The organism is Peribacillus sp. YIM B13482 (genome assembly GCF_042787975.1).
GTDB lineage: Bacteria > Bacillota > Bacilli > Bacillales > DSM-1321 > Peribacillus > Peribacillus simplex_A.
The window spans coordinates 1-13340 of the sequence record NZ_JBHZPF010000081.1 but is presented as its reverse complement, the minus strand read 5'-3'; the positions used below and the strand labels follow the sequence as shown (position 1 = coordinate 13340).

12 protein-coding genes and 2 pseudogenes are annotated in these 13340 nt (G+C 37.4%); 13 read left to right on the top strand and 1 reads right to left on the bottom strand.

The features are described from left to right. The first annotated feature begins 330 nt into the window (after positions 1–330). Positions 331–1077 (top strand): hypothetical protein, encoded by a 747-nt coding sequence (locus ACFX4L_RS23485; RefSeq protein ID WP_377386810.1) that lies wholly within the window; start codon positions 331–333, stop codon positions 1075–1077. Between the two features lie 119 nt (positions 1078–1196). On the opposite strand, the gene ACFX4L_RS23480 is transcribed toward ACFX4L_RS23485, so the two are convergent. Then, positions 1197–1736 carry a hypothetical protein gene (locus ACFX4L_RS23480; RefSeq protein ID WP_377386813.1) on the bottom strand — a complete coding sequence of 180 codons (540 nt, stop codon included), beginning with the start codon at positions 1734–1736 and terminating at the stop codon, positions 1197–1199. Between the two features lie 785 nt (positions 1737–2521). Here ACFX4L_RS23480 and ACFX4L_RS23475 point away from each other — a divergent pair. From ACFX4L_RS23475 to ACFX4L_RS23420, 12 genes and pseudogenes are all read left to right on the top strand, one after another. Then, positions 2522–3358 (top strand): aminoglycoside 6-adenylyltransferase, encoded by an 837-nt coding sequence (locus tag ACFX4L_RS23475; protein ID WP_377406409.1) that lies wholly within the window; start codon positions 2522–2524, stop codon positions 3356–3358. A gap of 427 nt (positions 3359–3785) precedes the next feature. After that, positions 3786–4943, top strand: coding sequence for a trans-sulfuration enzyme family protein (locus tag ACFX4L_RS23470; protein WP_283902016.1), 1158 nt, complete (start codon positions 3786–3788; stop codon positions 4941–4943). 404 nt (positions 4944–5347) lie between these two features. Continuing rightward, positions 5348–5629 (top strand): AAA-type ATPase lid domain-containing protein, encoded by a 282-nt coding sequence (locus ACFX4L_RS23465; RefSeq protein WP_483878239.1) that lies wholly within the window; start codon positions 5348–5350, stop codon positions 5627–5629. Positions 5630–6165: 536 nt separating this feature from the next. Further along, positions 6166–6987: an amino acid ABC transporter substrate-binding protein gene (locus ACFX4L_RS23460; RefSeq protein ID WP_377406404.1), complete on the top strand. Its 822-nt coding sequence runs from the start codon at positions 6166–6168 to the stop codon at positions 6985–6987. A 12-nt stretch (positions 6988–6999) separates the two neighbouring features. Continuing rightward, positions 7000–7683: an amino acid ABC transporter permease gene (locus tag ACFX4L_RS23455; RefSeq protein ID WP_283902018.1), complete on the top strand. Its 684-nt coding sequence runs from the start codon at positions 7000–7002 to the stop codon at positions 7681–7683. 20 nt (positions 7684–7703) lie between these two features. Further along, entirely contained in the window at positions 7704–8447 is a 744-nt protein-coding gene (locus tag ACFX4L_RS23450) for an amino acid ABC transporter ATP-binding protein (protein WP_377386826.1), read from the top strand. A 180-nt stretch (positions 8448–8627) separates the two neighbouring features. Then, positions 8628–8741 (top strand): annotated as a pseudogene (locus ACFX4L_RS23445) (aminotransferase class I/II-fold pyridoxal phosphate-dependent enzyme); the annotation flags it as partial. Positions 8742–8890: 149 nt separating this feature from the next. Continuing rightward, positions 8891–9472 (top strand): cysteine dioxygenase family protein, encoded by a 582-nt coding sequence (locus tag ACFX4L_RS23440; RefSeq protein ID WP_377406401.1) that lies wholly within the window; start codon positions 8891–8893, stop codon positions 9470–9472. A gap of 149 nt (positions 9473–9621) precedes the next feature. Continuing rightward, entirely contained in the window at positions 9622–9957 is a 336-nt protein-coding gene (locus ACFX4L_RS23435) for a Na+/H+ antiporter NhaC family protein (RefSeq protein WP_377406399.1), read from the top strand. Positions 9958–10169: 212 nt separating this feature from the next. Next, on the top strand, positions 10170–10424 hold the full coding sequence (locus ACFX4L_RS23430) for a hypothetical protein (protein ID WP_377386835.1): 255 nt from the start codon (positions 10170–10172) through the stop codon (positions 10422–10424). 1107 nt (positions 10425–11531) lie between these two features. Further along, a pseudogene (trxB, locus tag ACFX4L_RS23425) lies at positions 11532–12510 on the top strand (thioredoxin-disulfide reductase). Positions 12511–12512: 2 nt separating this feature from the next. Continuing rightward, positions 12513–12854, top strand: a complete 342-nt coding sequence (locus ACFX4L_RS23420; protein ID WP_377386841.1) for a thioredoxin family protein — start codon at positions 12513–12515, stop codon at positions 12852–12854. The last annotated feature ends 486 nt before the right edge of the window (positions 12855–13340 follow it).

The window sequence follows — 13340 nt, the reverse complement described above, 5'->3', positions numbered from 1 at the left end:
ACCGGCAGGTAAACTACTATGAAAATCTAAGAAAAACGGAGATATCGAGAGGTTTTGCTTTCTTTATTGAGGGAGTTTAGTTGAAAAAGCCAGGAGTATACAAACTACGCATTAACAGTAATGGACTAAGAGGGAAGTATATTTATCTAAGGTGTATACTCAATGTATTGTGATTACATTATGTTCCTCTACATAGGATTATTGGTTTATGTTTATAGGATGATATCGTAAATATTGTTGTTATTTTAAAATACAACCGTTTAATAACATATAAACCAGCGTTCCTATTGTTATAAAATAAGTTAATAAATGGTAGGGGAAGTGTGCAGAATGTTGGCGATGTTGGGTTTTCTAATTTACGTATTTTTGCTAATGATTGCTATTATACTCATTGAGACTTTACCGTTCATAACATTACCGGCGGTGATCATAAGTCTATTTCGAAAAAAGAATATAAAACGGTCCATTGCAGCATTAGCTGTCATTCCACTTATTAAGCTGTTTAATAACTTAAATAGAAATGGAATGGGACCTTCAGAGTCTGAATATTTCCTTTCACAAATACTGCAAGTGAATTTATGGATTATTCTTTCTTTTATGGGATATTGCTATCTTCTGTATTGGTGGGGAACATTTATTAAGAGAAGAAAGAAACATCATACAAAACCAATCGATAAACTGGAGGGGAAAAAATCTTTCAAAACTAAAGGGTTTCTTATTCTTGTGGGATTTGTCCTGATGATAGCCATTCCATTAGTTTCTTTTTTCTATCAAGATTCTTGGAAAGAAACTACCGTCCTAACCAGTGAATCTCAAACGGGAACAAGTACGATTGAAATTGTGCAAAAAGGAGAACCTACTTTGTTTAGCTCTGCTCCCTTTAAAATCTATTATCAAAAAGAAGGTCATTCACGTTATTCCATACGTGAATCTGTAGACAATGACGGTGGATTCGCAAGAACTGAGAATTTTAGGGTTGAATGGAAAGACAACAAAAATGCTACAGTCACTGTAATTGGAGACGAAGGTTATACCGAAACCATAGAGATTAATGTATTAGAAAAACCTAAAAAATAAACCTAATTGGAAGAATATGTATAGTGGAGTATATCCTTAAGGGTCTGTTGGTAAGCACAAGGGACAAATTAGAGCTAAAGCAATTCAAGATGAAAGTGGAGAAAGTATCCTTCTTCCTTTTATCGTATGAATATTGATCCACCAGTCCATGTAATGTAGAGGCTTCCACTTATAACTTTAACTTTATAATCACTAAAACGAGCATGTTCACTCAGTCCGTGATTTCCCTTTTTGACTGAATCTTTTACATAAATATATGAATTCAAAGAACTGTAAAATGTATACCTACTTTCATACTCATCTTTTGGCCATTGAAGTGGTTCCTTTTCATGTATAACATAAGGGAAAGAAAGGTATTCATCACTTTCAATAAAAGTATAGTTTTCGGATAAAATGGAAAACGACCCTAATAAGTAAAGAAAATTAGCAAAAACAACTATATTAAACAAAGTATTTTCTTTCTTTTTATTAAGCTTAATCTTTTTCGATAGTATAGAAATAGAAACAGGCATAGCAATTAAACCAATTAATGCAATCCATTTATCAAAAGGATCGCCATTCACCCAAACTAGTATTCCCATTAATCTCAATAGAACAAAGAGTAACACAAAAGCCGTTAATAATGATGATAGGCCGATGATAAACTTCTTAAACTTCAATGATTTCACCTCTTCGGAATTCTACCATTTTCATGGTTTTCAGTAAATATAAAGAAAAGACTAAACCCAAGTTAAGTTAATCAGCAGATTTAGATATTTTTAGATGCGTACTTGGATAACATTGAATGAATTACCATCAACATAACGTAGCCCTGAATGGTTCCTTTACTAATAGTTTGTGAAAGAATGTACTTAAACTAACGGGTGCGTGTGCGGCCGAGCCTAGGTCGTATCATATAGCGGGTGGGATTCCCGTCGAGTAAGAACTAGCCATTCGCTCGTAGCGAGTCTTGGAGGGCTAAAGGTAACTTTAGTCTTTAAGCGTAGACAGTTAGGTGGCGGGCCGAAAGCCAAATGGTTGAAGGGATTGAGCTCCATAAAGTTAGTAAATCGAGAGGGCTGATGCTTTACGCACAGCAGAAAGCTACGTTTTATCCTTCGTTAAGGGCAAGATGGATAAAACCTCTCTGGAGTCAGAGACCTTGGCACGTTACACATCGATATGATACGGCAACTCGGGAGACCCTATCGGTCTTTTCTTATTAGAAGAGTATGGTGTACAAGCGATAAAAAGCAAGGAAACCAAATGCTGTGTAGGGAGTCGGATAGCAGCGTAGTACCAATGAAGTTGGGTAATGCCGATGGAGGAAAGGCTAGCTACCAGTTATCGCCGAGGACTTAGGAAGTCAATAATAGATCATTTTATATAACGTTGTTTATTACTTATTAGAGGACCTCCTAATAGAAATACGTATTAAGAAATTAAATATTTAGGAGGAGTAAAAATGCGTTCAGAAAAAGAAATGATGGAATTGATATTACGAGTTGCCGAGAAAGAAGAGAGAGTACGAGCTGTTGCAATGAATGGTTCTCGAACGAATTTTAATGTACCTAAAGATACTTTCAGAGATTATGATATTGTTTATCTTGTATCTGACTTTAAATCGTTTCTAATCAATCCTGATTGGGTAAATGTTTTTGGGAAAAGAATAATAATGCAAACACCAGAAGATATGGCAATGTTTCCACCTGAATTGGGTGGGAGATTCACCTATCTAATGTTATTTGAAGATGGTAATAGAATTGATTTAATGCTGATTCCGATTGAGGAAAAAGATATTTATTGTTCTGAAGATAGATTAACAGTAATTTTATTAGATAAAGATGGAAATATGCCTAAGCTTTCTGAACCAACAGATAAAGACTACTGGGTAAAAAAGCCTTCTGCTAAATTCTTTGCTGATTGTTGTAATGAATTTTGGTGGGTTTCAACTTATGTAGCAAAAGGGTTATGGAGACAAGAAATACTTTACGCTTATGACCATTTAAGTAGTGTAAGAGAAATGTTACTAACAATGCTTGAGTGGAAAGTTGGTATAGTAACCAATTTTTCATTGAGTGTAGGAAAAAACAGCAAGTACCTAAAGTGCTACCTTGATAACGACATTTGGGGAAGATTAATGAAAACATATCCTAATGGAGATTACGAACAAGTTTGGAATTCGTTGTTTGAAACAATTGACTTGTTTGAGCAAATAGCTATTGAAGTAGCTAGTATTCTCGAATATCAATACCCTTCTGAAGATGCGAATAAGGTAAAACAATACCTTACTAAAAATTAAACTCAATATTTGTGACACTTAAACTAACGGGTGTGCAAAAGGAGAGTAGCTTTTTAAAATACAGAATAATAACAATGGACCATGCTGATATTTGAGCATGGTTCCTTTTCTTAGGTTGTGCAGGAGAAGGAACAGTGACTTGTCTGCAGGACTGAAATACCAAGAAGTTAGAAGGGTACCTAAATTCTTTTCAATTTTAGAAAAATATTATCAATATTGATAAATTGGTAATGTCGATAATTACTATGTTTTGCAGTGCACCTTGCCAAAAATGAAAATAAATAAAGAATTTTAATATTAAAACTGTAGATTTTATAAGGTTTACAGAATTGGCATAATTTTTGCATATAAAGATTTGCATACAACTAATGGGAAGAAATAAAAACGGCAGCATTTCAGTTTACTAAAATTAGGAGGCATAAAAATAATGAACTATTCATCAAAGCTAGTAAAAGTAAATAAAGATCCAGGGCATGGCTCACACATCTCCCCTGTTTATTTGACTTCAACATTTGTTTTTGATAATGCAGAAGTAGGAGCACAACGCTTCGCAGGAGAAGATCCAGGATTTATGTATTCACGCCTGGGAAATCCAAATGTAAGAGAACTGGAAGAGAAGGTAGCGGCATTGGAATTTGGTGAAGGGTGTTTGGCTTTCTCATCTGGAATGGCTGCCATAACTGGCTGCCTTTTGGGTGTTTTGCAGGCAGGAGATCACGTTGTTGCACACACAGCGTTGTATGGTGCGACGCACGCATTTCTATCCAAAACGGTAAAGAAATTTGGAATTGATGTAACATTTGTACCGTTTAAGACAGGGGAAGAGCTTGAACCACACATTACAGATAGAACGAAAGTGGTCTACTTTGAAACTCCTTCTAATCCCACGCTTTCCTTAGTGGATATGAAGAGTGTAGCTGCGATCGCCAAGCAAAAGGGTATCTTGACTATTGTTGATAATACGTTTTTGTCCCCATATTTACAAAATCCTATTCTATGCGGCATTGATATTGTTGTCCACAGTGCAACGAAATATTTGTCGGGTCATGGATATCTTATTGGTGGACTAGTGATTTCCAGCAAGGAAATTATTGATCCAATGAGAAAAGAAGTACAGAAGACTATGGGAGCAAATTTGGCCCCTATGGATGCATGGCTTCTCTTTCAAGGGATACGTACTTTGCACATTCGCATGGACCGCTCACAAGAAAATGCACAAATTTTGGCTGAACGCTTGGAAAAACATAAGGCTATAGAGAAAGTTTATTTTCCAGGGCTAGCAAGTTTTGAAGATAAAAATATCATGGAGAAACAAATGAAAGGTCCTGGAGCAATGATTTCTTTTGTCTTGAAGGGAGGATACGAAACAGGTGTTAAAGTTATGAATTCTGTAAAACTGAGTACTTTAGCAGTTTCCCTAGGAGATGTAGGTACATTAATTCAACATCCAGCTTCGATGACACATGCGATAATCCCTAAAGAAGAAAGAGAAAAAGCAGGTCTTTATGATGGACTCGTTCGTTTTTCGGTTGGAATTGAAGATGTAGAAGATATATGGAAGGATCTCGAAATGGCATTAGAATAACGGTACGGCTGGAGGATTTGTCAATTTCATTGCGGTTAAAGGAATAATAATGCTGGCATGAATATTGCAAATTAATATTCATATTTTAAGAGATTAGCGAAGCAAGGAGGCAAGTGATGTATAAAAAAGGAAAAGGGAAGCTCCTTAAATCTGATAGAATCAGTGCAGTATCACTTCTTGAGGGTCGGTCAAAAGATTTTCTTCCGTAATCGGGGAGGCTTTTAGCGTACCCGTCGTGCGGGGGTAATCAAGCCGAGGATAGGAATTGAACCAGATTTGTTGAGTGTTTAGGTTAAATATCCCTGCATACAAAGTTATTGAAGGAGAGGAGGGACGACAGTCCCTTCTTTCTCCCGTACTTCATTTGTAAGTAATGTTCGAAGTTAAGTCGTCTGTAATTAACTATGGATCCACAATTAGATCAATGGCTATTCCAATATGATTGGCCCGAGATTATTAGACAGTTAGAAAATGTTGTGGAGTATATGGTGAATATGGCAGAATCGGATATACTTGGCTTTCATGAACTTCCGGATTATTTGTACCAATTTCAAGCACCTATTCATACCAGAGTGTTAAGTTTAGATGAGATGGTGGCCGAATATGAAAAATTCATTATCCAAAGTTTCTTCTTAGGTGTTAAGATCGAAAAGATAAGGAAAAAGTATCGGAAGAATAAAAATTAGTTTATCGACACTTTATCGTAAGCTAGAATGATACAATCTAAAAGTTTGATCCACTTTACCTAAGATTGCAAATTTTATTTGCAATCTTTTTTCGTCTCCGTGGGGGATATTTCCCAAATTTGGAATTATTCTTTCCAAATTTGGGAACCAAAAAACAGTACGGAAAGGGAGGTTATTACTATATTCGTCGCGGAAATGAGAATTTCTCAACTGGTTCGATAGTAGGAATGTTGAATTAACAAGGGTTTTATTTTGGCACAACTCTTGCATAATATGATAACGAAAAGGAGGAGGTGGAGTTCATTTTAAAAATATAGACTAAATTTACAGAATATTAAAATTATACAGAATAATGAAGCTGAAAATCTGCAAATCATCCATTTTTTAAAAATAAAGGAGGGAACACTAGTGTTCTATTTACCAAATGGACAGAACCACCTTTTATAAGGTATTTACCTTTTGGCTCCAAACAGAAAGAATAATTAAACTGAAAACTATGGCACTATTTATACAACGCTACTTAGGGGGAATTATATATGAAAAAAATTTTCATCATCATCGCTTTTTCGATACTCGTAGCACTTATATTATCTGCATGCGGAAAGGCCGAAAATCAGGCAGCAAGTCAACCAGGCAAACACGCAGATGAGAGCAGGGATATGCTAGAGCAAATTAAATCGAGTGGGACCATTAAAATTGGAACAGAAGGAACCTTTGCACCTTTTAGCTACCATGATTCTTCAGGGAAGTTAACCGGTTTTGATGTTGAAATCGCGGAGGAAGTAGCAAAAAGACTTGGTGTGAAACCAGAATTCATTGAAACCCAATGGGACGGTATGTTCGCAGGACTCGATTCAAAGCGGTTCGATATTATTGCTAATAATGTAGGAATTACTCCTGACCGCCAGAAAAAATACGATTTTTCAGTGCCGTATATTATGTCAAAACCTTTCTTAATTGTTCACAAGGACAATAATACGATTAAATCATTTGAAGATTTGAAAGGAAAAAAATCAGCTCAGACATTAACTAGTAACTATAAAGATATAGCAGCATCTTATGGTGCTGAGATCGTTGGAGTAGAAGGTTTTAATCAATCCATTGATTTATTACTTTCAAAACGTGCGGATGCGGTTGTAAATGACGGACTATCCTACCTAGATTTCAAAAAGCAAAAACCTGATGCACCGGTTAAATCTGTCGCAGAACTTGATGATCCGGCAAAAATGGGGGTCATGATGAGAAAAGGGAACAAAGAATTGGAAGAGTCCGTAAATAAAGCGCTTTCCGACATGATGAAGGATGGTAAATATTTAAGTATTTCACAAAAATATTTTGGAAAAGATGTTTCAAAATAGGGAGGGTTCTACATGTTTGCTGATGATAGAATGGACCAAATTGTTGACATCATTGTAAATTCCTTTTTCCCGATGTTAAAAGCTGGGGTTGCGTTTACGGTTCCCTTGACATTAGTATCCTTTTTACTGGGACTCCTTCTTGCTTTACTTACGGCATTAGCTCGGATCTCGGGAATTAAACTCCTAGACGCTGTTGCAAGATTTTATGTATGGGTGATTAGGGGAACACCGCTGCTTGTTCAGTTGTTTATCATTTTCTATGGCCTTCCGAGTATAGGCATTACGATTAGCCCCCTTCCTGCTGCAATTATCGGTTTTACGCTTAGTGTTGGCGCCTACAACTCAGAGATTATTCGTGCGGCTATACTCTCCATTTCCAAAGGGCAATGGGAGGCGGCTTATTCTATTGGGATGAGCTATCCGCAGGCATTAAAAAGAATTATTCTCCCTCAGGCAACAAGAGTATCTGTCCCACCTTTGGCAAACAGTTTTATTAGCTTGGTAAAGGATACATCGTTGGCTGCTACCATTACGGTGACTGAAATGTTTAGAGTTGCTCAGCAAATTACCGCAACAACCTATGAACCATTGGTACTCTATTGTCTAGCAGGATTTATATATTTGATTTTCAGTACCGTTCTTTCGAATGCACAAGGACAGATGGAAAAACGACTCGATCGTTATGTGACGGGCTAATTTGATAGGGGGAAATATACATGATTGAAATAAAGAACCTGCATAAACAATTTGGACAAACAGAGGTCTTAAAGGGAATCGATCTAAAAATTGAGGAAGGCAATACAGTTTGTATTATTGGGCCATCGGGTTCAGGGAAAACAACCTTGTTACGTTGCCTGAATTTATTGGAAACGCCTACAAAAGGGACCATTAAGCTTGGAAAGTATTCTTTGGATTTCCAGGATAAAAAACCAGTTCCAAAAGATAAGGTTATTAAGTTCCGTCAACAAACGGGTATGGTTTTCCAAGGTTACAATTTGTTCCCTCATATGACTGCACTTGAAAATGTTATGGAGGGTCTTGTTTACGTTCGTAAACAAGACAAGGAATCCTCTCATACGAAGGCTCTTCAATTGCTGAAAAAGGTAGGATTATCAGAACGGGCGAACCACTATCCATCCCAGCTATCCGGTGGACAACAACAACGTGTAGGAATTGCACGGGCGATGGCTATGGAACCTGAAGTTCTGCTTTTTGATGAACCTACATCCGCGTTAGATCCTGAGTTAGTTGGTGAGGTTCTAAAGGTCATGAAAGAACTTGCTAAAGAAGGAATGACCATGGTTGTAGTGACACATGAAATGAATTTTGCGCGTGAAGCAGCGGATAAAGTCGTATTTATTGATAAAGGTGTAATCGTTGAAGAAGGAACACCTCAACAAATTTTTGAAAATACAGGGCATGAACGGACATTACAATTTTTAAATAGACTTTGTTCATAGGTAAGGGCAGGTACCCCAAAGCTGCGGAAGAATGGAAAACTCGTTACTCGGCACTTTACCGCAGGTTAGAACGACAGAATCTTATACCTTTTACCCTGGGATTGCAAATTTCAATTGCAATCTTTTTTTGAATATTTATGAAAATATTTTCAAAGTTGGGAATCGAAAAACAGTACGGAACGATACACGATGGATTTTGCAGTTTTAAAGGCTCAGATTGATTCTTCCGTTAAAATGTTAATCCTTTGCAGCCCGCATAATCCGGTGGGAAGGGTCTGGACAAGAGAAGAACTCACATGGTCTAGGGGGAGAAGGCTTTATGAGAATAAATATCGCATGTCCCCACTCTACCATGGAAAATGCTCTACTTCAGTTAGAACAAGCAGTCAAGCAACTTTCCCGTACAGGAAAGTAAAACATAAGAATATTGGGGAGGAATTAAAATGGAGCACACGAATGAATATGATTTCAACAATTTTGTTCATGATATGACGGTTATGGTGGAACGGAGTCAGAATGATAACGAATGTGTTGTGGAAGCAGAAAGGTTAGTTGGTAAATTAATTCAATCCCAATCATGGCTTCCTTCTGAGAAAAGAGGACCAAGTGAGGAAGGGTACTCGCGGCATCTGTTGTATTGTGACCCAGAGGATCGTTTCGAAGTGATTGCGCTAGTCTGGAAGCCCGGTCAGAAGACCACTCTTCATGATCACGATGATACATGGGGAGCAGAAGGAGTTGTCGCGGGTAAGGTTAAAGTGACTAATTATATACGATTAGAGGAATTACCTGGGGGCAATATTGTTAAGTTACAGCATACTGATACTATCATTGTAAACGAGCAGAATACAGGAAAGCTACTGCCTCCAGCAGACTGTCATATCTTGGAGGGGGTAGGTAATAAACCAGCTATCACGATCCATGTTTATGGAAAGCGATTGAGAAAATTTCGGGTGTTCACCCCTTTAGACGGAGAGGGGCTATATCTTGCAAAAGAAAAGCGGGTTGAATACTCCCCTACTTAGAATCGATTAAATAGTGAAAGTGTGGTCCGGTCTGTCCTTACATTCTAAGAAGAGGCGGGCTCTACTGTTTAATGAGCTCATTCCTTGTTGTCCTTTTAGCCATGTGTGTAACGGGAATGCTGGAATAATCTAGGATTCTTAGTTCTTTAGTGGAGCCATTAGTCAAACGAACCCACGGCTCTACAATTAGAATAACACTAGTTACAATGGTAATCGCATTAATCACAAATATGATTGGCTTATCGATGTTATTAACTTCAATTGTAGCGGGTTCATTTATAAAAAATGTCTTTAAAAATAATAATTTCGCGCCAGAAAATTTTTCGCGTAATATCGAGGATGTTGGGACGATGGGCGCACCGGTTATTCCGTGGAACTCCAACGCAATCTATTGTTCGCAGATGCGCGGCAGCTGGAACAAAACGGCTATACCTTCCATAAAGACGATAAAGGAAACCGTAATTATACCGATTCAAACATTATGATTTTCGAAGACCTAATAAAGCAGCGAAACCGCCCTGGTATAACCCTTGAAGCGACTGCAAAGTCAATTGTAGCAATATAATAAAAGCAAAGGTATAATTCCTTCCGATACAAGCCTACCCTCCGACATAACGCGTTTTGAACAAGATATAACGGCCAGAATGGACCAGCAAAACAAAACCATAGAAAAACATCCGAACTGATCCGCGTTTTAGTGGAACGCCTAAACGAAAAATCTAAATATGAAGAAGAGCGAGATAAAAGGTTTAATGAGCGTTTAGATAAAATAGTAGAAGAAGTATCCGCTTCCGTGGTAAAAAAGCTGGAACAAAATGAAAATCAGCTCTTATTAATGGCTAAAGAAGAGGTGGAAACCACTAAAAAAGAAGTGGCTGCCTCTAAAGAGGAAATAGAAGCAATACCGATAACCCCGGCTAGTCACCGGGGTTTTTCTAATCTATTGATTTAAAGCCATTCCGAATTTAATGGAGAAAATGCGGATCTACAACTAATCATAATAAAAAGCCTCCTTAAAAAAGATGGCTTTACCTCTTACGTCTAATAATAGGGATTAACATGGTAAAAGTAAGGATTAACATGATGAGGATTATCATGGTAAAGGTAAGGACTAAAATGGTAAAGGTAAACATGATGAGGAGGATTACGGAATTCATTTAGACGCCAATCACTTAATTTAAATGTCTCATTGGTAGACCATAATGTTTTTTCCAGACGGCCCATAGTCTAACACACCTTTTTTCATATCTTATGAATGGGTAAATATGTTTGATTGGGTCTTTATTTATTATTATATTCCTCATACGCTTTATTCTGGCGATCATTGAAAGCTTTTACCTGGTAATAGTGCTGTTCACAAAAGTATCCTTCCAGATCCCCATTAGTCCAACCATAAAGAGGTTTTAACCATTCAACCTTTGGGAACCTTCTTTGACAATACAAGCAATAATTTTCTCTATTTAATTCCACTTTTTAAACCAATCCACCAAATCCCCGGTTTCCCTTTGTTTTCTTTGCTGAAATTGATTATATGCTTCAATTAACCCTTGCTTTGAAATTAATTCATTATTTTGTGCTGGATCAATAAAAATTCTGCTTCTTTGTCCGTTATGTGGTCCTTGTTATTATGATAAGCCAAAGCGGGTATCATCCTCTTAGGCTCTCGCTTGCTCTCCGTTTTGTGACTGTAAGTGTCTTTACCGTGATAAGCTTCCATAAATGTTGGCGGTATTGCCATATGCCCATTTCCCATATGTCTTTCTAGCCTTTTTGTACCATTATTCGATTTAATGGTGCCGATGGATTTGCAAATATTGTTCAAGTGTTACAACAACTATCTTGTATCTTTCCTTTATAACTTTCTTGGCTTTAAATCCACCGTATGAAATTTGAGTTGGTACATGTTTTCTTGGTCTTGAAAAAATTTTTCTCAAACGTGATAGAAAATAGGAATGATTAACCTATAAGAGGCTGAAAAAATAGTGATTTTGCAAGGAATTAAAGATTGGCACGAATATTGCAAATTAATATTCATGACTAAGAGATAAGGAGGTAAGCAATGTATAAAGCCGTTATTCTAGGAACTGGACCTGCTGGGTTAACCGCAGCAATTTATTTAGCACGTGCTAACATAAGTCCTTTGGTCATTGAGGGGCCTGAACCCGGGGGGGCAATTGACATTGACAACAGATGTCGAGAATTTTCCTGGTTTTCCTGAAGGGATTATGGGACGAGAGTTGATGCAGAACATGCGAAAGCAAGCTGAGTTTTTTGGAGCAAAGTTTAAAAGAGGCTGGGTTAAAAAAGTCGATTTTTCCAATAACCCTTTTACCTTAACGGTGGAAGGAATAGGGGAGCTTAAAACGCAATCTTTAATCATTTCAACGGGAGCTTCAGCGAAACTTTTGGAGATTCCAGGGGAAAGAAAAAATATTGGGCGTGGGGTAAGCACCTGTGCAACATGCGATGGATTTTTCTTTAGAGGAAAGAAAATTATCGTTGTCGGGGGCGGAGATTCTGCTATGGAAGAGGCAAATTTTTTAACGAAGTTTGCTTCGGAGGTTCAGGTTGTTCACCGCAGAAAGGACCTTCGCGCTTCCCAAATTATGCAAGACCGTGCCAAAAAGAATCCAAAAATTACGTGGAGCCTAAGTTCCATTCCTGAAGAAGTGATCGCAGGGGATCGACACGTTACTGGCTTGAAAGTAAAAAACAGCGAAACAGGAAAAGAGGAAGTTCTGGAAACTGACGGTATTTTTATTGCCATTGGGCACAAACCGAATACAGCATTTTTAGACAATCAAATCAAAACAGACAATATGGGATATATCATGGTGAATCCTGGTACAACCGAAACGAATATCCCAGGTGTATTTGCCTGCGGGGATGTTCAAGATCATAAATACCGCCAGGCCATTACAGCTGCGGGAAGTGGTTGTATGGCTGCTCTGGATTGCGAAAAATATCTTGATGCAAGTGAATTATGTAGTGGAAACAATCAATCTATTAATGAGAACCAAATATGGGGAGGATTTTAATAATGAAAGAGATTAAAACAAAACAAGAGTTTGAAGAGGCGATTTTATCAACACAACCAGTTATGGCCAAATTCTATGCCGAATATTGCCCAGACTGTCAGCATACCGATTTATTTATGCCCATCTTGGAAGAAGCGTATAGAGAAAGAGTAGATATGATTGCAGTAAATCGTGAACATTTTCCAGAGGTATTAGAGAAGCTGGAGGTGTACGGAATCCCAAGCTTTATTGCTTTTAAAGAAGGGAAGGAACTGAACCGGTTTGTAAGTAAACTTGGAAAAAGTCAAGAAGAGGTTGAACAGTTTCTTAATCAAATTGTAGAGGCAAGTGGAAAACTGGGATAGAAAACCCTTCTTGCCTGGAGGCAATAAATATTGAGCAGACACTCAATTTTTATTGACCATCTTTTTAGTCTCAACAATCTTATCAACTATTTATTCATAGAAACTATACAGCCTATAGAGTTCAAATAACACAAAGCCTAATTTCTCGGTGTTAAAAGCGAGAAATTAGGCTTTTAATATTTGGATTTCCTGCCCGTTGTAAATCTGAATTTTTCCTGATGTTACTGCCTTAGCGTTGGGCAAATCGGCTTCTTTAATCCTAAATTTCTCTTAGCGTAAGTTTTCCGCGTTTTGTTGGCAGGATCCCATGCCCATCAAGCTAAGCGCACAAGAGATAATATAAAAGTGTGTTCCCTTTAATTTGCTATGGTAACACTAAAAATGCGCATGACAAAAAAACCATCAAATAGGTTTTTTTAAAAAATATTAGGCAGCTTTAAGTTTTTGTGACGTACAATCATACACAATACCTAAGATATCAAAGAC